At 69.3% G+C, this 19,612-nt stretch carries 15 protein-coding genes; 6 read left to right on the plus strand and 9 right to left on the minus strand.

The genetic code is table 11. The annotated features are described in order from the left end of the window. The first annotated feature begins 161 nt into the window (after window positions 1–161). The gene (locus ABZU76_RS35980; RefSeq protein ID WP_354877896.1) at window positions 162–2,963 is read left to right on the plus strand and encodes a hypothetical protein; all 2,802 of its coding nucleotides are present in this window, start codon (window positions 162–164) and stop codon (window positions 2,961–2,963) included. 3 nt (window positions 2,964–2,966) lie between these two features. Here the strand turns inward: ABZU76_RS35980 and ABZU76_RS35985 are convergent, their stop codons facing one another. The 3 genes from ABZU76_RS35985 to ABZU76_RS35995 are packed head-to-tail and all read right to left on the minus strand — an operon-like array spanning window position 2,967 to window position 6,049. Beyond that, entirely contained in the window at window positions 2,967–4,301 is a 1,335-nt protein-coding gene (locus ABZU76_RS35985) for a hypothetical protein (RefSeq protein ID WP_354877899.1), read from the minus strand. A 43-nt stretch (window positions 4,302–4,344) separates the two neighbouring features. Continuing rightward, a complete protein-coding gene (locus tag ABZU76_RS35990; protein WP_354877902.1) occupies window positions 4,345–4,884 on the minus strand; it encodes a dihydrofolate reductase family protein in 540 nt (179 codons plus the stop codon). 55 nt (window positions 4,885–4,939) lie between these two features. Beyond that, window positions 4,940–6,049 (minus strand): FAD-dependent monooxygenase, encoded by a 1,110-nt coding sequence (locus tag ABZU76_RS35995; RefSeq protein ID WP_354877905.1) that lies wholly within the window; start codon window positions 6,047–6,049, stop codon window positions 4,940–4,942. 173 nt (window positions 6,050–6,222) lie between these two features. Here ABZU76_RS35995 and ABZU76_RS36000 point away from each other — a divergent pair, with 173 nt between their 5' ends. Then, complete coding sequence (locus tag ABZU76_RS36000; protein ID WP_354877908.1) at window positions 6,223–6,708, plus strand: DUF3761 domain-containing protein; 486 nt, start codon at window positions 6,223–6,225, stop codon at window positions 6,706–6,708. An 18-nt stretch (window positions 6,709–6,726) separates the two neighbouring features. Here ABZU76_RS36000 and ABZU76_RS36005 read toward each other — a convergent pair whose 3' ends face one another. Both ABZU76_RS36005 and ABZU76_RS36010 read right to left on the minus strand, forming a co-directional pair. After that, entirely contained in the window at window positions 6,727–7,932 is a 1,206-nt protein-coding gene (locus ABZU76_RS36005; protein WP_354877911.1) for a hypothetical protein, read from the minus strand. 245 nt (window positions 7,933–8,177) lie between these two features. Continuing rightward, window positions 8,178–9,338 (minus strand): SPFH domain-containing protein, encoded by a 1,161-nt coding sequence (locus ABZU76_RS36010; protein WP_354877914.1) that lies wholly within the window; start codon window positions 9,336–9,338, stop codon window positions 8,178–8,180. 227 nt (window positions 9,339–9,565) lie between these two features. Between ABZU76_RS36010 and ABZU76_RS36015 the strand changes: the two genes are divergently transcribed. Next, window positions 9,566–10,975 carry an MFS transporter gene (locus ABZU76_RS36015; protein WP_354877917.1) on the plus strand — a complete coding sequence of 470 codons (1,410 nt, stop codon included), beginning with the start codon at window positions 9,566–9,568 and terminating at the stop codon, window positions 10,973–10,975. A gap of 5 nt (window positions 10,976–10,980) precedes the next feature. Here ABZU76_RS36015 and ABZU76_RS36020 read toward each other — a convergent pair whose 3' ends face one another. Further along, entirely contained in the window at window positions 10,981–12,534 is a 1,554-nt protein-coding gene (locus ABZU76_RS36020) for an acetolactate synthase large subunit (RefSeq protein ID WP_354877921.1), read from the minus strand. 28 nt (window positions 12,535–12,562) lie between these two features. Then, entirely contained in the window at window positions 12,563–13,936 is a 1,374-nt protein-coding gene (locus tag ABZU76_RS36025; protein WP_354877924.1) for an FAD-binding oxidoreductase, read from the minus strand. Between the two features lie 869 nt (window positions 13,937–14,805). On the opposite strand from ABZU76_RS36025, the gene ABZU76_RS36030 reads away from it, so the two are divergent. Further along, window positions 14,806–15,111 carry a winged helix-turn-helix transcriptional regulator gene (locus ABZU76_RS36030; protein WP_220243950.1) on the plus strand — a complete coding sequence of 102 codons (306 nt, stop codon included), beginning with the start codon at window positions 14,806–14,808 and terminating at the stop codon, window positions 15,109–15,111. Window positions 15,112–15,186: 75 nt separating this feature from the next. On the opposite strand, the gene ABZU76_RS36035 is transcribed toward ABZU76_RS36030, so the two are convergent. Both ABZU76_RS36035 and ABZU76_RS36040 read right to left on the minus strand, forming a co-directional pair. Further along, window positions 15,187–15,687, minus strand: coding sequence for a DUF3830 family protein (locus tag ABZU76_RS36035; protein WP_220243949.1), 501 nt, complete (start codon window positions 15,685–15,687; stop codon window positions 15,187–15,189). A gap of 3 nt (window positions 15,688–15,690) precedes the next feature. After that, window positions 15,691–16,950 (minus strand): aminotransferase class III-fold pyridoxal phosphate-dependent enzyme, encoded by a 1,260-nt coding sequence (locus tag ABZU76_RS36040; protein WP_354877928.1) that lies wholly within the window; start codon window positions 16,948–16,950, stop codon window positions 15,691–15,693. Window positions 16,951–17,060: 110 nt separating this feature from the next. Here ABZU76_RS36040 and ABZU76_RS36045 point away from each other — a divergent pair, with 110 nt between their 5' ends. Both ABZU76_RS36045 and ABZU76_RS36050 read left to right on the plus strand, forming a co-directional pair. Then, window positions 17,061–18,524 carry an NAD-dependent succinate-semialdehyde dehydrogenase gene (locus tag ABZU76_RS36045; RefSeq protein ID WP_354877931.1) on the plus strand — a complete coding sequence of 488 codons (1,464 nt, stop codon included), beginning with the start codon at window positions 17,061–17,063 and terminating at the stop codon, window positions 18,522–18,524. After that, window positions 18,521–19,579, plus strand: coding sequence for a tartrate dehydrogenase (locus ABZU76_RS36050; protein WP_354877934.1), 1,059 nt, complete (start codon window positions 18,521–18,523; stop codon window positions 19,577–19,579). Before ABZU76_RS36045 ends, ABZU76_RS36050 begins: the two co-directional genes overlap by 4 nt. The last annotated feature ends 33 nt before the right edge of the window (window positions 19,580–19,612 follow it).

Consider the following 19,612-nt stretch of genomic DNA (forward strand, 5'->3'; position numbering starts at 1 on the left):
CCACTCGCTACGACAAGCTCGCCATCGTTTACCGATCCGCAGTTGTCCTCCATGCCGTGATCACCTGGACCAAGGCATTGTCAGACACGCTCTAGGCCATTCGCTGCTGTGTCGGCAGAAATGCCGGGAGCCCTCCCGCTCGTCGCATGTGAAACTGGTTCATGGACCAGACCACGACGACGCCCATCGAGGAGCGTGAGGACCCGCTCGCGTTCGCGGGGTCCGACAAGCTGGTGAAGCTCGTCGGCGCGCTGTACCAACGGCCGCGGATGGGGGATCTGCCGCGGTCGTTGCACTCGGCGAACGTCGAGTGGGAGCCCGGCTACCAGCAGGAACGCGCGGGCCGCAAGGGTTTGCCGATGGTTTGCCTGGTGGGTCCGGCCGAGGGTGTGCTCGAAGAGTTCAAGCGGCGGTTGAGCACGGCGCGGCCCAGCGGCGGCGTGCGCTACGCGTACCTCCCGCTTGACCAGCGCAAAGACACCGAAGGCCCCGCGACCGCGGCGAGCGTCCACGCGATCCACGACATCCTGTGGGAGGCGCGCACCGAACTGCTGCGCAGCCCGCGTTCGCGGGGTTCCGGCCTCAGGTTCGGGCTGTTCACGCTCGTCGTGCAGCTGATGGCCGAGAAGCTGCCCGCGTCGGATCCGCCGGAGCGGACGTTGCTGCGGAAGCTGCAGGACAACGGCCTGCTGGTGCGGTTCCGCTCGGCGATCGAGAACGTCGGCAAGGAGCTGGTGCCCTCCAACGACGCGTGGAAGTACCCGTTGCTGGTGCTGCGGTTGCTGACGATGGCGACGTTTCGGCTCGCCGTCACGGGCCGCGTGCCGCTGCTTTCCGGGCGGTACCGCTGGTTCCTGCGCCAGCCGCACCTCGCGCCGGAGATGTCGGGCAGCTTCGTGCGCTTCGCGGTGCGCCTCACCGACGGCGAGTGGCAGCAGGAGTCGCCGGAGTTCGTCGCGCGGCTGCTGGTCAACGCGTTCCTCGAAGACCTGCGCCGCGGCTACCGGCTGCAGTTCTTCCGGCGCCGGCGCATGACGTACCCGGTGCTGCTGCTCGACCACGTCACCACCACCAACGGCGGCTACCGGCTGCTGGAGCTCATCAACGACGTGCGCAACCAGACGGGCCTGTTCGACCCGCTGCTGGTGGTCAGCACGAGCGACGCGCCGCCGCCGGAGGACCGGCCGAGCCAGGACCGTCCACGGTGGACCGCGGCGGACGCGGGCGACGCCTACCGCTCGTGGCAGCACGAGCTGCTCCGCGACCGCCGCGCCCGCGACGCCGCCGCGTGGTACCTGCCGATCGGCCTCGACCCCGGCACGCCCGAGCAGCGGAGCAGGGCGCGCAAGCACTTGCAGTCGCTGGGGGACACGTATGTGTTGCGGCGCCGTCAGTCGAGGCCGCCGTGGTGGGGGACGCGGTGGATGCGGCTGGGGGTGCCGCTGGTGATCGTCGCGCTGGTGGCGAGTTTCGTCGGCGTGCGGTACCAGGACTACCGGACCAGCCACTGCGGCACGTCGAGCGAGTGGCTCACGTGGACGGGCACCGAGTGCGTGGGGATCTCCGACGGCTCGTTCTCGGTGTTCCAGCCCGCCGACGACACGATCCGGCAGGTGCTTTCCGTGATCACGGACCAGAACCGGCGCGCGGCCGAGCTGCACGACGCGTATCCGGAACGGCCGTACATCACGCTCGTCGACCTTGAAGCGCTGACGTCGTCCAACGGCACGCCCGAAGGTCTCACGGCGGAACGCGAATCGCTGGAAGGCGTCGCGGTCGCGCAGCTTCGGCAGCTCACCGCGACGGCGACGGCCGAGCCGATCGTGCGCGTGCTCGCGGCCAACGGCGGGCTCGGGATGCGGCAGGGCGTGGCCGTCGCGCGGCAGCTGAGCCGGATGGCCGAGCAGGACCGCAGCATCGTCGGCGTGGTGGGGCTGGACATGAGCAGCCTGCCGACGCAGCAGACCATCCGCGCACTCGGCGACGCGGGGCTGCCGGTGGTGGCCTCGACGCTGTCGGCCGACGGGCTCGCCGACCAGAACCCGGTGTACTTCCAGGTGGCGCCGCAGAACCGTCGCGAGGCGGCGGTGGCCGCTGCTTTCGCTGCCACCCGTCCAGGCCCGCGAGTGGTGCGCGTGTACTACTCGGACGACGATTCCGACACCTACAGCACCAACCTGCGCGACGACGTCATGAAGTCCTTCGCGGACAAGGGATTTTCGGTCGAGGCCCGGGCGTTCTCCCCGGACGGCGGGCAGCAGGCGCCTTCTTCGCATGATCGCTACGGTGAACGCCTCGTCGGCAACGCCGCCGCGGCCGGCCGGGACACGTGCTCCTACAACGGCTTCGTCCTCTTCGCCGGCCGCGGCGTCCCGGACTTCGGCGACTTCGCCACCGGCGCAGCCCAATGCGGCAGCACCGCCACGATCCTCGGCGACGACGACGTGTCCCGGTACGTCGCCGACCAGGTGGCGCGCGAGCAGAACCGCGCGCTGCCGTACTACTACCTGTCCTTCGCCAGCGAACCGGCAACCGACCCGCAAGGCCTGGCGCGCGACTTCTACACCACGCTGGACCGCACGCTGTTCCCGTTCGAGCAAACAGAACGCGGCCGCTCCTTCGACGGCCACGCCGCCCTGTCCTACGACGCCGCGCTGGTGATGATCACGGCGACGGCGTATTTGCGCGAGACGTCCGCCGACATCCCCGTGACGCCGGGCGCGGTGTGGCGCGAGATCACCGCCATCCACACCTCCCGCCCCGACGACCGCCAGACCAACAAGTACATCGAAGGCGTCACCGGCACCATCGACTACGGCGGCGACATCGGCCGCCACGTCCCGGAAGCCAAGCCCGTCTCGGTCCTGCGCGTCGAGGGCGGCGAGGTGGTTCGGGGGTTGCAGGGCTTCTGCGGGATGGCGGCGGGGCGGACGTCGGACGGGTGGTGTCCGGGGGATTCGTGAGCGTTACGCGGAAGGCCAGTGACGAACGTAGGCTTCGGGCAACGTGGTGCCGCCTCGGAGCTCGACGTTGTGGACGTTCAGGCGGGGCCGGGAGAGACCATGGTCATCGATCGCGAGGTCGACCGTGTCGAGCACGCAGTCGATCAGCCAGATCATCCGCTCGTGGGCCTTGTACGGAGTGATGGCCCAGCGGCACCGCGTGAACCGCACGTCTTCGAAGACGAGCCGCGGCCTGCGTTCCTTTTCGGACCACGGATCCTCGATCGAGTCGAAGTCGAGGCGGGCGTCGGTGAACTCGGTCTTCTCGAACCGGACATCGCCTGGCAGGAGAAACATCCCGGAGAAGTCCACCAGTTCACCCAGGAACCGGCAGCGGTAGAAGTCGATGGGGCGGCGGCCGACGCGCCAGCCGGAACAGTCCAGCTCCCGGCCCGTGAACTCGGCGCCGACGAACTCGGCACCTTCGTGGAACTGCGCGAACTCGAACGTCGATCGGTCCGATTTGAACAAGGTGCCGTGGCAGCTGAGCTTGCCGGCGAAGCCGGTTCGCTTGAACGTGGTGAGCTCGCCGCGGAACTCCGCCCGGTCGAACACCGCCGAGCCGGCGAACTCCAGGTCCGAGAAGTCGGCGTTGTGGAACCTGACCTCGGTGAAGTCGAAGGTGAGTTCGTGCTGTCGCCACACGCCGCGGGGACTGAGTCGCTCGCGGAACACCCGCAGGATTGCTTGCCGTACCTCGGTTTCGCCGGGTGAGACCTCCTCCGGTTCAAGACGCAGATACCCGCACAGGACGTCCACGCACACCTGGCGTTTGTCGATCCAGTCGTCGGCCAGGCCGGCGAGGGAGTAGACGGCGGTCAAGCGTACGGCTGGGCTCTCGTGCGCCAGCTGCTCGGCCGCTTTGCCGAGGCGTTCGTTGAACCGCTGGACCGTCTCCCGTTCGTCCTTCTCGACGGCGAGTTGGTGCTCGTCCTCGGTCACCCGCTGCTTGCGGTAATTGACCGCGAGCAGCACCACGCCGCCGAATCCCGCGACCACGGACAGGGCGATCTTCGTGAGGTCGAGGAACTGGTCGACGCCGAACGCGGACGTGCCCGGCAACCGCGGCCAGCCGAGAAACCAGAGAAGACCGCCGAAAGTCACCGCGGCGACCGCGAGCCCGATGATCAACCACGCGACCACCGACAGTGCGATCCGGCCACGTCGTCGGCTGAGGGACGGGACGAGGAACTCGGCGAAATCCACCAGCGCGGTCCGTACTGAACGTCGGCGCGCGAGAACCGCCACACCCGCGAGAACAAGAACGGCGATGAGGGTGTAGCGAAGCCAATCGGACACGATGGACGAGATTAGCCGTTATCGAACAGGCGGATGCGCGGGCTCACCTCACCGGGCGGTACCGAAGATCCACCGCCAGCGCCGGATCACCGTCGTGGATGCGGGCCCAGCGGACGGGCGCCGTGCCCGGGCTGTCGAACAGGCGCACGCCCGAGCCGAGCATCACGGGGGCCAGGTGGACGCGGAACTCGTCGATCAGGCCGAGTTCCAGGCATTGGCGGGCGATGTCCTGGCTGTGGATCTCCAGGTCTTTGCCCTTCGCGGCGGCCAGCCCGATCTCGACGGCCTCGGCCAGGTCGCAGTCGAGGAAGGTGATGCCGGCGTCCGGGATCGCGTCGTCGGGGTGGTGGGTCAGCACGAACACCGGGCCGGTCCACTCGCCGCCGTACGGCTGCCGGCCGGCCTGGCTGGGGAAGCGTTGCGCGAGGGCGTCGTAGCCGCGGCGGCCGCCCAGGACGGCGCCGAGGGTGGCGATGGCGTCGTGGTGGGTGCCGGGGCTGACTTTGGTGCCGGACATCCAGTCCATCGAGTGGCCGGGGCCGGCGGCGAAGCCGTCGAGCGACATCATGAGGTGCCAGCGCACGGGGGTCTCCGTTCGTTTTCGGTGTGCCCGTACTGACCGGCGGGCGCCCGAAAACTCATCGGCCGAGCATCCACCTCACGAAGTCGAAGAACTCCTTGGTGTAGAGGTGCGGTTCGTCGGCCGCCGCTGCGACTGCGTCGACCCAGCGGTACACCTCGGCGTAGCGCGGGAGCCGGTCGGCTTCGTACGCCTGCAACGCCGCCGGCACGTCCGCGTCCGTCAGGTGATCTGCGAGAACCAGCGCGTCCTCGATGCCCAGAGATGCGCCGGAAGTGATGTGCGGGGAGACGGCGTGCGCGGAGTCGCCGGCGAGGGCGACGTGGGCGGAGACCCAGCGGGACTGCAGGGGCAGCGCCATCACGCGGTTGCTGACCACGCGGTCCTCCGGCGTCGCCTCGATGGCTTCACGCAGGGGGAACGGCCAGCCACCGTCGTAGAGGTGGTCGACGCGGGCGAGGGCTTCCTCCTTCGCGGAACGCGTGGTGGGCGGCGCGCCCAGCTGCGCGAGGACCCAGAACGCCGTGCCGCCGCCGCTGCGGACCACGCCGCCGCGGGTGCGTTCGCGGCCGACGACAAAGCGTTCCACGGTGATTTCGGGGATCGCGCTCTCGGCGACGATCCCGCGCCACGCCAGGTGGCCCGGGTACTCCTGCGCGGCCGAACCGGGGGAGAGCTGCTCGCGGACGCGCGAGTACACGCCGTCGGCGCCGACGAGGAGGTCGGCTTCCTCGGTGGAACCGTCGGCGAACTCCACGGTCACGCCGCCGTCGTGGTCCCGGTAGCCGGTGACGCGGGCGCCGGTGCGCAGCTCGGCAGTGGTCAGGTCGTCTGTGGTCAGCGCGGCGGCGAGCAGCTCGTTGAGGCGCTGGCGCGTGACCATGAGGTAGTCGACGTCGGCGAGGTCGCCGTAGTACTCGTCCATGACCTGCCCGGCCGGGTCCTGGTAGCGGATCGCGCTCGGCACGCCGGCCGCGCGGATGTCACCACCCACACCCAGCCGGTCGAACACCGCGAGCGCGTTGGCCCACAGCCCCAGCGCGGCGCCGACGCCGCGGATCTCGGATTCCTGTTCGCACACCAGGGTTTCGAACCCCGCCCGCCGGAGCGCGAGCCCCGTCGTCAGCCCGACAACGCCGCCCCCGGCCACCACCGCTCGTTTTCGCACGCGCACATCTTCCTCGCGGAAACGGTGGCGTGACAAGCCGGAAAAGGCGCCGGCCGAACTTCGTTGCCCGGCAACGGATTTCGCACCCTTCTACGTATTTGTTCACGAATGTAACGCGGTGCGGCTATTCCTCGACAAGGCGGCGCACAGTCTTTTTTCCGAGGAGGCACAGGGTGTTGCGAAAACTGGGAATGGTGCTGGCCGCCGGACTGCTGGTCGCGGGCTGCGGGGCGACGCCGGCGCCGACCGGAAGCGGTGGTGTCGTGCCGCCGGTCACCACGGCTTTGCTGCCGAGCACTTCCTCTTCGCCGGCAACGACTTCCGCAACGCCGACGACCGAATCGCCCGTTTCGACCACTTCGGTGCCGGCTTACGTCGCGCCGGAAACCACTGCCTCAAAGGCGGCGACTCCGAAAACCACGGCGAAAGCCAAAACCACTCCGAAAACCACCGCCGCACCGCCGAAAACCAACTCGGCCGCCTGCAGTGCCGACTACTACCGCAACTCCTCCGGCGTCTGCGTACACCGCCCGTCCTCCAACCCCGCAGGTGCAACGGCCATCTGCAACGACGGCCAGTACAGCTACAGCAAGCACCGCTCTGGCACTTGCTCCGGCCACCGTGGTGTTCGCACCTGGATCAACCGCCCCGCGAGCTGAGTTCACGGCGCGACCGCGTCAATGGTGGTGCGTGACCGTGGTGTGGTGGCTGGTCGAGTTGGTGGTCGACGAATGCGTTGATCCGGTGCTGTGGCCGCGGATCGCGACGAAGTAGACGATCGCGGCGATGACGATCAGCGCGATGAGGGCCGCGATGGCGATCTTCGCCTTACTGTAGGGCCGTTCGCCCTGGACTTCGCCGGTGCGGCCGTTGACGAGGATCCGCCAGTTCTTGCCGGCGTAGACGTAGGTGGCGACCCAGACCGGGAGCAGCATCAGTTTGAAGGTGACGTCGCGGTGCTGCGTGTTCATCGACTGCACGCGCTGCTCGTCGCCGCCGATGTCGTGGCGGCAGTCGTCCTCGATGACCGGCGTCATGCGGCGTTTGGCTTCCTCGAAGCCGGATTCGGCCTCGATGTCGTAGCGCAGCGCGAAATGCCCGGCGAGGAACTGCGGCTGGTACGGCTCGGCCTGCTCCAGCGGCCACGGCGCGAGCTTGTCGAGTTCCTTCGACGGCAGCTGGGTGCTGCCCGGCACCAGCACGTCGTCGAAGAACCGGCCCACCCGGCCGCCCGCCGGATACCAGCGCGTGTGCCGTACCCGCCGGGTCTTCTGCTGCCCGTTGTCGTAGTAGGTCTCGGTGACCCAGTAGTGCTCGCCGCGCTGTCCGGAGTAGACGGTGTCCGTCTGCGAATCGTAGGTCCAGTGCGGGATGTAGGTGCTCTTGGTGGACTCGGCGGTGCCGATCTTCTTCAGCGCGTTGGGCGCGAACCAGCGCGAATTCGTCCACTTCTTCAGGTGCGTGCTCACCGCGCCCTTGTCGAACTGGAACGGCAGCACGCCTTCGGGCACGAGCTGCCCGGACGCGTGCGCGTCGATCACCAAGGGGGCACCGCAGAACTGGCACAGACTGGCTGTTTCGTTCGTCTCGGTGGTGGCGCCGCAGCGCTGGCACTTGAAGACGTACTGGCCGATCGTGGCAACCGGTTTGCGGGCCAGGTCGGTCAGGTCGGCGAACGCGATCTCGCGGATCTGCCGGTCGCCGGCCGTGATCTCCTGGCGGTACCCGCAATACGGGCACTGCATCGAGGTCGACCCCGGCGCGAACTCCAAGCGGGCACCGCAGCCGCCGCACGGGTAGGTGGTCGCGGCCGTGTTCGCCGGCGCGAACGCGGGTGGCGGACCGGACTGCAGGGGACCGCCGGGCATGGGTGCGCCCGGCATCGGGCCACCAGGCATGGGTCCGCCGGGCATGGCACCGCCCGGCATCGGGCCGCTGGGCATCGGGCTTCCGGGCATGGGTGCCCCCGGCATCGGTCCGCTCGGCATCGGGCCACCAGACGTGGGTCCGCCGGGCATGGCACCGCCCGGCGTTGGGCTTCCGGGCATGGGTCCGCTCGGCATCGGGCCGTGGTGCGGGTAGTTCGGGTTGGTCATGGCGGCCCCTCCGCGGGACGAGTCGGGACGGCTCAGGACTGCGGCGGCAGCGGCGGTGGGGTCGCGCCGAACAGCGGCGAGACCTCCGGCACCTGTGCGGCCGGTGTCCATTGCGGCATCCCGGACTTCCACACGAGGGTCTCCCGGGTCAGCGTGCCTGACGAGATCTGGTGCCCGAGCTGGCTCCGGTCGAACGGGCCGAGCTGCTGACCGTTCGCCCCGAGGAACCACTGCTCGGACTGCGGCAGCGGCGGCGGCATCTGCGGCGTCGGCGCGGACGGCGGCTGCTGCTGATACTGCTGCGGCTGCTGCTGGTACTGGGGCTGTTGGTACTGCTGCGGCGCGCCCTGCGGCCCCGCGGCCCGCTGGCCGAGCGCCATGCCGAGGCCGATGCCCAGGCCTTCACCCGCGCCGCCCTGGTTGTTCGCGGCCGCTTCGATCGCGTTGGCGGACTGGAACTTCGTGTACTGGTCGAGATCACCGACCACGCCCATCTGGGTCCGCTTGTCCATCGCGGCCTCGACCTCGGGCGGGACCGAGATGTTCTCGATGATGAACTTCGAGATCTCGATGCCGTTGGCGTGCAGTTCGAGGTTGAGCGCGTTGGCGATCGCGCCGCCGATCCGGTCCTGCTGGGTGACCAGGTCGAGCATCGGCACCTTGGCCGCGGCGATGGCGGGGCCGAGCTTGCCGATGATCATCTGCCGGAGGTACTCGGAGACCTCCTCGGTGCGGAACTGCGGGTCGGTGCCCGCGAGCTCCCTGAGCAGCGCGACCGGCTCGATCACGCGCACGGCGTACCCGCCGAACGCACGGAGCCGGACCATGCCGAACTCCGGGTCGCGCAGGATGATCGGGTTCTGCGTGCCCCACTTGAGGTCGGTGAACTGCCGGGTGTTGACGAAGTAGACCTCGGCCTTGAACGGCGAGTTGAACCCGTACTTCCAGCCCTTGAGAGTCGACATGATCGGCATGTTCTGCGTCTGCAGCGTGTGCATGCCCGGCGCGTAGGCGTCGGCGACCTGGCCCTCGTTGATGAAGACCGCGGCCTGCGATTCACGGACGGTGAGCTTGGCGCCCATCTTGATCTCGTTCTCGTAGCGCGGGAAGCGCCACACGATCGTGTCACGACTGTCGTCGGTCCACTCGATGATGTCGATGAACTCGCCGCGGATCTTGTCGAAAATCCCCACCTACTGGCCCCCGTCGCCTCGGTCGTTCCGGGCGCTCCCCCGGCCCGTCGACACAGTACCGCGCGCTCCCGCCCGAAATCGGACGGGCGCCGTCGAGCTCGCGCCCGATTTGACTGCTCCATTCAGCCCAGTCCGCTAAGTCGGATCAATCACGTACCTCCCGGCAAGGCCGGTCTAAGCGGTAGCGTCCCTTCCGGTACCGCGTACGACTAAACCGGGGGCGCAACGTGGCTCAGACAAGCGGACGAGCGATCGTCCCGGTGCTCGCTTCGTGCGGCCTCGTCGCTTCTTTCATGCAGACATTGGTGGTGCCGCTGATCCCGGCGTTTCCGAAGCTGCTCAACGCATCCCCGACCGACGCGGCGTGGGTGGTCACGGTGACGTTGCTGGCGGGCGCGATCATCACGCCCGTCGCGGGGCGGCTCGGTGACCTCTACGGCAAGCGGCGCGTGCTGCTCGCGAGCCTGGCCGTGCTGGTCGTCGGCTCGGTCGTTTCGGCACTCACCAGCGAGCTCGCGCTGATGGTCGTCGGCCGGGGATTGCAGGGGTGCGCGATGGGCGTGATCCCATTGGGGATCAGCATCATGCGTGACGAGCTGGCGCCGGAGAAGGTGAGCGGGGCAATCGCATTGATGAGCGCGACGCTCGGCGTCGGCGGTGCGATCGGGCTGCCGCTGGCGGCCGTCGTGGCGCAGAACGCCGACTGGCACGTGCTTTTCTGGAGTTCCGCGGGCCTCGGCGTGATCTGCGCGGCCCTGATCCTGCGCTACGTCGGCGAATCGCCTGTGCGCACGCCCGCGCCGTTCGACTACGTGGGCGCGCTGGGCCTGGTCGTGGGCCTCACGTGCTTGCTGCTGCCGATCGTCAAGGGCGCCGAATGGGGCTGGGGCAGCGCGGGCACGCTGGCCACCGCCGCGGCGGCGATCGTCGTGCTGCTGGCGTGGGGCTGGTACCAGCTGCGCCGCCGTGACCCGCTCGTCGACCTGCGCGTGTCGGCGCGGCGGCCGGTGCTGTTCACGAACCTGGCGTCGATCCTCGTCGGGTTTTCCATGTATGCCATGGCTTTGTCGTTCCCGCAGCTGCTGCAGGCACCGTCGGCCACCGGCTACGGGCTCGGCCAGACGATGGTCCAGGCCGGCCTCTGCCTCGCGCCCAACGGCCTGGTCATGATGGCGCTCTCACCCGTCTCCGCGCGCCTGACCAACCGCCACGGCGCGCGCGTCACCCTCATGACCGGATCCGTCGTGATCGCCCTCGGTTACGTCTTCGCGATCCTGCTGATGGACAACATCATCGAGCTCATCACCGCGTCCGTGATCATCGGCGCAGGCGTCGGCATCGCGTACGCCGCCATGCCCGCGCTCATCATGGGTTCGGTGCCGGTGACGGAAACGGCTTCCGCCAACGGCCTCAACGCCCTCATGCGTTCCGTCGGCACTTCGACGTCGAGCGCCGTGATGGCCACGCTGCTCGCCAACCTGACCATCACCGTCGGCGCGCTGACGGTCCCTTCGCTCACGGGCTTCCGCACGACGTTCGCCGTGGCGGCCCTCGCCGCGGTGATCGGGCTGGGCCTCACGGCCCTCGTGCCCCGGGTGCGCGCGAAGACGGCCGCACGGGAACCCGCCGCGGTCTAGCGAAACTAGAGCAGCGGCGCCACCGCGGCATCGATCAGGTGCGGCCCCGGCTCCGCCAGCGCCCGGCTGAACTGCTCGGCCAGTTCCTCCGCCGTGGTCGCGCGCGTGGCGGGCACGCCCATGCCCTCGGCCATCTTCGCGAAGTCCATGTCGGGCCGGCTGAGGTCGAGCAGTTCCTTGGCCTTCGGGCCGTCCGACGCCGCGCCCACGCGCTGCAGCTCCATGCGCAGGATCGCGTAGGCGTGGTTGTTGAGGATGACCGTGGTGACGTCGAGGTTTTCGCGCGCCTGCGTCCACAGCGCGGAGATCGTGTACATCGCGCTGCCGTCGGACTGGAGATTGATCACCGGACGCGACGGCGCGGCGATCGCGGCGCCCGTGGCCACCGGCATGCCGTAGCCGATCGCGCCGCCGGTCAGCGTCAGCACGTCGTGGCGCGGGGCGCCCGCCGTGGCCCCGGGCAGCAGCAGGCCGGACGTGTTGGCCTCGTCGGCGATGATCGCCTGCTCAGGCAGCAGCGCGCCGATCACCTCGACCCAGTTCTGCGCCGTCAGCGGACCGCTCGGCAACTTCGGACGCGAAGCCTCCTGCAGCACCGGCTCGACCTCGGCGGCGACGATCGCGGCGACGTCGCTCAGCGCGGCGGCCACGTCCTGCCCGACCTCCGCCAGCACGTGGACCTTCGCGCCCTCGGGCACGAGCACGCTCGGCTTGCCGGGGTAGGCGAAGAACGACACCGGCGCCCGCGTGCCGGCCACGATCAGGTGCTTCACGCCGTCGAGCTGGTACATCGCCTGCTCGGACAGGTACCCGAGGCGCTCGATGTTCGGCAGGCCCGCGCCGCGTTCGAGGCGCGCCGGGAAGGTTTCGATCAGCGCCTTCGCGCCCGTCGCGGCGGCGATGCGGCTGGTGGCCAGCAGCCCGGCCTCGCGGCAGGCGGGACCGCCGATGAGCAGCGCCACCGATTCACCGCTGCGCAGCACCTCGGCGATGTTCTTCACCGTGGTCGCGTCCACGGACTGCGGCGCGCGGGGCGGGATCGGCGCGCACGTCTCGCCGCCTTCGCCCCACGACGAATCGGCGGGCAGGATCAGCGTGGCCACCCGGCCCGGAGCGTCCTGCGAAGCCGCGACGGCCGCCGCTGCGTCGGCACCGACGTCCTTCGTGTGCGAAGAGCGGCGTACCCAGCCTTCGAGCGAACCCGCTAGCGCGTCGATGTCCGACTCGAGCGGCGCGTCGTACTGCTTGTGGTAGGTCGCGTGGTCGCCGACGACGTTGACCACCGGCGTGTGCGCGCGGCGCGCGTTGTGCAGGTTCGCGAGCCCGTTGCCGAGGCCCGGGCCGAGGTGCAGCAGGGTCGCGGCGGGCTTCTCGGCAATGCGCGCGTAGCCGTCGGCCGCGCCGGTCACCACGCCCTCGAACAGCCCGAGCACCCCGCGCATCTCCGGCACGGAGTCGAGCGCGGCGACGAAGTGCATCTCCGACGTGCCGGGGTTCGAGAAGCAGACCTCCACCCCGGCGTCGACGAGGGTGCGGATCAGGGATTGGGCGCCGTTCATGCTGCTCACTTTCTGGGTCACTCAGGGCTCAGGAGAAGAGGACACCGGGATTGAGGATGCCGGCGGGGTCGAACCCCTGCTTGATCCGCCGCAGCAGCTCGAGCTTCGCCGGGTCTTCGAGTTCCTTGTGGTACTTGGTTTTCGTGCGGCCGAGGCCGTGCTCGCCGGAGATCGCGCCGCCGAGGTCCATGGCGCAGGTGAAGATGTCGGTGAGGAGCTTCGAGCGCACCTCGGGGTCCTTGCAGAAGATCGCGAGGTGGACGTTGCCGTCGCCGGCGTGCCCGCAGCCGATCGCGCCGGCGCCCGCGGCCAGCGCCAGCTCGCGTGCCTTGGTGAGGAATGGCGACATCGACGAGCGCGGCACGACCACGTCGATCACGTCGTCGGCGCCCGCGGATTTGGCCGACCAGAACGCCTTTTCCCGCGCTTCGATGAGCTTGCGCGCGGAGCCGCCTTCGAGTACGTACACGTCGATCGCGCCGAGTTCGCCCAGAAGTTCGCCGAGCGTCTCGACGTCCTCGCCCAGCCGGCCGGTGTCGCGGTTTTCCAGCGCCACCACCAGGTACGCCTGCACCTTGTCGCGGATCGCGTCGGGGACGCCGAGCTCCAGCTTCTCGTTGTAGACGATCGCGGCCATCGTGAGGTTGTCGATGTACTCGAGGATGTGCGGTGCGAGCCCGCTCGTCACGATCTTCGGCACCGCGGCCATCACCTGGTCGAAGTCGTCGAACGGCGCGAGCACGGTGGCGCCGTGGGGCAGCCGCGGGTGCAGCTTCACGGTGACCTCGGTGGCGAGCGCGAGCGTGCCCTCCGAGCCGACGATCAGCTGCGTGAGGTCGTAGCCCGTGGAGATCTTCGACGTGCGCCCGCCCGTGCGGATGATCTCGCCGGTGGGCAGCACGGCCTGCAGGCCCAGGACGTTGCTGCGGGTCACGCCGTACTTGATCGCGCGCATGCCGCCCGCGTTGGTGCCGACGTTGCCGCCGATGCTCGCGCTGAGCTCCCCGGGGTACACGGGGTAGGTCAGGTTCGCCTCGGCCGTGCGCTGGTCCAGCTCCGCCAGCGTGACGCCCGGCTGCACCACGGCGACGTGGTTCACGGTGTCGATTTCGAGGACGGCGTTCATCCGCTCGAACGACACGAGCAGGCCGCCTTCGACGGGTCGCGCGGCTGCGGAGAGCCCGGTGCCGGAGCCCCGCGCGGTCACGGGCAGCCCGGCTTCAGTCGCGGCCTTCAGCAGCTCCGCGACTTCCTCGGCGCTGTGCGGCTTCGCGACGTACGCGGGCTTCTGCTGCTGCACGCTCAGCGCTTCGTCGTGGGCGTAGTCGTCGGAGATCGCGTCGCCGACCAGCAGGTTCTCCGCCCCGACGATGTCCGCCAGCCGTGCCGCGACGGTACCCATCAGCTGCCACTCCCTCACGCGCCGGTGCCTGGTTACCGAAGCGTAGTACGTCGCGTGGAGGGCTCGCTATGAAACTTCTTCACGTTGGCGGGAGGGGTGCCGCGAAGGGACCGTTCGCGCCCCTGCGGCGACCGGTGGCCCCGGTGCCCCGTCCCGTTCACCTGGAAATGAAAAAACGACCCATTTCGGCGACGCCCCGCGAGCCGCCGAAAAATGGCCGGAAAGAACACTGTGCCACGCCGTTGCGCACGGCGTGGCGGGTGATTCGGAACTGGTGTTTCGGAGAAGGGGTGACCGAGGGGACCGGCCCGCGCCAACAGGCCGGCCCCCGGTGAAACCTTGCTGCCAGATCAGACAAGCCAGCCGAGCACGTGCGCCAGGTGGGCGAGCAGACCCGTGATCAGGTCGTGGCCGTGGTGCGCGTGCTGGATGAACGTGTGCATTGAGGGGCTCCTTGTTCTGATTTGTGTTCAGTTGTGCTCTCGCGAGGAGCGAACGAAGATTTTCACCGCCCTGGCGTGGTGTCAAAAAGCCATTCGCCGACTGGGGTGGGCGTCACGAATCTTCCCACCGTAAACGCGTAAGGCTTTCGTGTTCTTCGGCGGGGTGCCATTGTGGACGGACGGCCACCGTAGGTAGCCGCGAGCTCAGTTGATCACTCTGGGTAGCAGACTGCCGTTGCGGCAACCGGGCGTCGTCGTTACCCGAACCGGTGATGGGGCTGCCACGAATGGTGAGTCTCGGAGGTTCACACGCCCGGGTGACGGAGGCGTGGTGTCAACGCCCGCGGCGGCCGCGTCAAAGCTTCGTCAACGGCCCGAGTTCCTTGTGCCCGACCGCTTTAGCGTCGCGGGCGAAGGAGGTGTGCCGTGCCCGGACCGCTGCACGTGACCGGCTACCGCAAGGCGGTCGAGGTGATCGACGTGCTCACCGAGGGTGAGACGGGCTTCACCGAACTGCGCAGGCGCACCCGACTGTCGCGTCACTGGCTCGCCCGGGTGCTGCGGGTGCTCGCCGCGGAAGGGCTCGTCCGGGGGACCGGTTCGTGGGATGAGCGCCCGGCGCCGGACACGCGGTTCGCGCTCACCGAAGAAGGCCGGTGCCTGGCCGACGAGCTCGCCGACCTCGACGTGTGGACGGCGCTGTACGAGAACTACGTCAACGGCCCCGGCTGAGCCGGGGGTGCTGGGGGACGACGAAGGCCTCCGCGCCCGTCCGGACACCGGACGCGGAGGCCTTCGCTGGGGGTCCTACTCCGAGCGTGCGTACGTGAGCGTCTCGCCTTCGACGCCGCGCAGCCACAGGTCCTGCGCGGCCGCCGCCATGTCGGCCAGGCCCTCTTCGATCGTGGCGAACACGTTGCCCGGCACCCAGCCGGCGTCGCCGTTGATCAGGAGGTTGTTGCGCCCGTAGAAGATCGCGAGGTCCGTGGCGCCCTGGTCGCCGTGGGCCTCGCTGCCGTCGTCGTAGCCGTACGCGGGGTTGCCGATCTCCCACGCCTCGAACCCGAAGTACACGACGTCGCCCGGGATCGGCGTGATCGTCGGGTTTTCGCGGCCCGGCTTGGGGTTCGCGAAGGGCGGCACGAGCGTGTAGACCTCGTTGCGCGCGTACTTCGCGTGGTAGGCCGAACCGCTCTGCGGCAGCGCGTCCCACACGGCCTGGCAGGTGCGCGGCGCCTCGGCGTCGAGCAGCCGCGCGCGGCAGGAGACGCCGCGCTTGTCGAGCTTGATCGTGATGTAGCGCGCCATTCCTCAGCTCCCCGCGGTGACGGAGGCGACCACGTCGCCCCAGATCTTCAGTGCGTCGTCGACCTGCTCGGCGTTCACGACGAGCGGCGGGACCATGCGGACCACGTTCGAGTAGGCGCCGCAGGTGAGCAGCAGCAGGCCGCTCTTCGACGCCAGCTGCTGGGCCGCCGCGGCCGTCGCGCCGTCCGGCTCGCCGCCGGCGGTCGTGAACTCGGTGCCCACGAGCAAGCCGAGGCCGCGGACGTCGCCGATCGCCGGCGTCTTGTCCGCGATCAGCCGCGCGCCTTCGAGCAGCTGACGGCCGCGCTCGGCGGCGTTCTCCACCAGCTTCTCGTCGCGGATCACGTCGAGCGTCGCGATCGCCGCGGCGCACGAAACCGCGTTGCCGCCGTACGTGCCGCCCTGCGAACCCGGGTACGCCTTCGTCATCAGCTCGTGCGAAGCGGCGATGCCCGAGAGCGGGAAGCCGCTCGCGAGGCCCTTCGCGATGAGCACGACGTCGGGTGTGATGCCGAAGTGGTCGTGGCCCCAGAACTTGCCGGTGCGGCCGAACCCGGCCTGCACCTCGTCGACCACGAGCACGATGCCGTGGCGGTCGGCGCGCTCGCGCAGACCGGCCATGAACTCGCTGTTGGCCGGCACGTAGCCGCCCTCGCCGAGCACGGGCTCGACGAAGAACGCGGCCGTCTCGCTCGGCGCGGAAACGGTCTGGAACAGGTAGTCGAGCTCGCGCAGCGCGAACTTCGTGGCGGTCTGCTCGTCCCAGCCGTAGTGGAAGGCGTAGGGGAACGGGGCCACGTGCACGCCGCCCATCAGCGGGCCGATGCCGGTGCTGAACCGGGTGCCGGACGTGGTCATGGTGGCCGCCGCGACCGTGCGGCCGTGGAAGCCGCCCTGGAAGACGATCACGTTGGGGCGCTTGGTCGCCTGGCGCGCGAGGCGCAGCCCGGCTTCGACGGCTTCACTGCCGGAGTTGGCGTAGAAGAGCGAGTCGAGACCCGTCGGCAGCACCTCGCCGAGGCGGCGGGTGAGCTCCAGCAACGGCTTGTGCATCACGGTCGTGTACTGGCCGTGGATGAGCTTGCCGATCTGGTCGCGCGCGGCCTCGACGACGCGTGGGTGGCAGTGGCCGGTACTGGTCACGCCGATCCCCGCAGTGAAGTCGAGGTGACGTTTCCCGTCGACGTCGTAGAGGTACACCCCTTCACCGTGGTCGACCACGACGGGAGTTGCCTGCTTGAGCAGCGGGGAAAGCTCGGCCATGCGGCGCTCCTGGTTCTTGGTGTGAGGTTGCGGGGAAAGCCCTGTAGCTGTTGTCGATTGTTGACAATATCCATAGCATGGCCTCGGGACAACACGGAGGAGCAAGCTGGATGAGCGCGATCACTGAAGCCGGCGTCGTCGGCGCGGTCGACAAGGAACTCTTCGTCGGCGGCAAGTGGGTGCCTGCGAAGAGCGGGAAGACCTTCGAGGTGCAGGACCCGTCCACCGGCACCGCCCTGTGCGAGGTGGCCGACGCCGGCGCCGAGGACGGCATGGCGGCCCTCGACGCGGCCGTCGCGGCGCAGGCCGGCTGGGCCGCCGTCGCACCCCGTGAACGAGGCGAGATCCTTCGCCGGGCCTACGACAAGCTGATCGAGCGCCGCGACGAGCTGGCGCTGCTGATGACCCTCGAGATGGGCAAGCCGCTGGCCGAGGCTGCCGGCGAGATCACCTACGCCGCCGAGTTCTTCCGCTGGTTCGCCGAGGAGGCCGTGCGCATCGACGGCGGGTACGCGACGGCGCCCAACGGCGTCGGCCGCTTCCTCATCACCAAGCAGCCCGTGGGCCCGACGTTGCTGATCACGCCGTGGAACTTCCCGATGGCGATGGGCACGCGCAAGATCGGCCCGGCCGTGGCCGCCGGCTGCACGATGGTGATCAAGCCGGCCGCGCAGACGCCGTTGTCGATGCTCGCGCTGGCGTCGATCCTGGCCGAGGCGGGGCTGCCCGAGGGTGTGCTGAACGTCGTCACGACCACCGACGCGGGTGGCGTGATGGAGCCGCTGATCCGCGACGGACGTGCGCGCAAGCTGTCGTTCACGGGGTCGACCGCGGTGGGGCGCAAGCTGCTGGAGCAGTGCGCGGAGAAGGTGCTGCGCACGTCGATGGAGCTGGGTGGCAACGCGCCGTTCCTGGTCTTCGACGACGCGGACCTCGACGCCGCCGTCGAAGGCGCGATGCAGGCGAAGATGCGCAACATCGGCGAGGCGTGCACCGCGGCGAACCGCTTCTACGTGCAGCGCGGCGTGGCCGACGAGTTTTCGCGACGGCTGACCGAGCGCATGCAGGCGCTGGCGATGGGCCGCGGCACCGAAGAAGGCGTGGTGGTCGGGCCGCTGATCGACGAGGCCGCCGTGCGGAAAGTGACCGAACTGGTCAAGGATGCCACCGACCGCGGCGCGCGGGTGCTCACCGGCGGCGCGACCGTGGACGGGCCCGGCCACTTCTACCAGGCCACGGTGCTCACGGACGTGCCGGTCGACGCGCGGATGGCGTCGGAGGAGATCTTCGGGCCGGTCGCGCCGATCACCCAGTTCGACACCGAGGACGAGGCGATCGCGAAGGCCAACGACACGGAGTACGGCCTGGTGTCGTACCTGTTCACCAGCGACGTGAAGCGGGCGCTGCGCGTGTCGGAGCGGCTCGAGGCCGGGATGATCGGGCTGAACCAGGGCATCGTGTCGAACCCGGCGGCGCCGTTCGGCGGCATCAAGCAGTCGGGGCTCGGGCGTGAGGGTGGCACGGTCGGCATCGAGGAGTTCCTCGAGACCAAGTACATCGCGGTGAGCCTGTGAGCGAGTACCGCATCGCGAGCATCCCGGGCGACGGGATCGGCGTCGACGTCACGGTCGAGGCGCGCAAGGTCCTGGACGCCGCCGCTGCTCGGCATGGCTTTTCCTTGTTGTGGACCGAGTTCGACTGGAGCTGCGAGCGCTACACCCAGACCGGCTCGATGATGCCGGACGACGGCGTGGCGCAGCTGGCGGCGTTCGACGGCATCCTGCTGGGTGCCGTCGGGTTCCCCGGCGTACCGGACCACATTTCGTTGTGGGGCTTGCTGATCCCGCTGCGGCGCGCGTTCCAGCAGTACGTGAACCTGCGGCCGGTGCGGCTGCTGCCGGGCACCACGTCGGTGCTTTCGGGGCGGACGGCCGACGAGCTGGAGATGGTGATCGTCCGCGAGAACTCCGAGGGGGAGTACTCGGCGATCGGCGGACGGCACAACTCCGGGCGGCCGGACGAGTTCGTGCTGCAGGAATCCGTGTTCACACGGGTCGGGGTGGAACGGATCATCCGGTATGCGTTCGAGCTGGCGCGTACGCGTTCTTCTCGCGTGACGTCGGCGACGAAGTCCAACGGGCTGATCCACTCGATGCCGTTCTGGGACGAGATCTTCGCCGAGGTCGCGGCGAAGTACCCGGACGTCGAAAGTGGACAGATGCACGTGGATGCGTTGGCAGCGCGCATGGTTCAGGCGCCGGACCGGCTCGACGTGGTCGTCGGGTCGAACCTCTTCGGCGACATCCTGAGCGACCTGGCGGCCGCCGTCACGGGCGGACTGGGCATGGCGCCGTCCGGAAACATCAACCCATCGGGTGAGTTTCCGTCGATGTTCGAAGCGGTCCACGGGAGCGCTCCGGACATCGCCGGCCAGGGCATCGCCAACCCGGTGGCCCAGATCCTGGCGGGCGCGATGCTGCTCGAACACCTGGGCGAAACCGTTGCCGCGCAAGCGATCCGCACGTCCGTCGACGAGGTGCTCACGGCCGGCGCCGAGCTCACCCCCGACCTCGGCGGCACCGCTACCACAACTCGCCTCGGCACGGCGGTGGCCGAAGCGCTCCGCTGATTTTTCGTCGGTGCTCCCCGCTTCACTTTTCCT

It is taken from the genome of Amycolatopsis sp. NPDC005232 (assembly GCF_040607795.1).
Taxonomy (GTDB): domain Bacteria; phylum Actinomycetota; class Actinomycetes; order Mycobacteriales; family Pseudonocardiaceae; genus Amycolatopsis.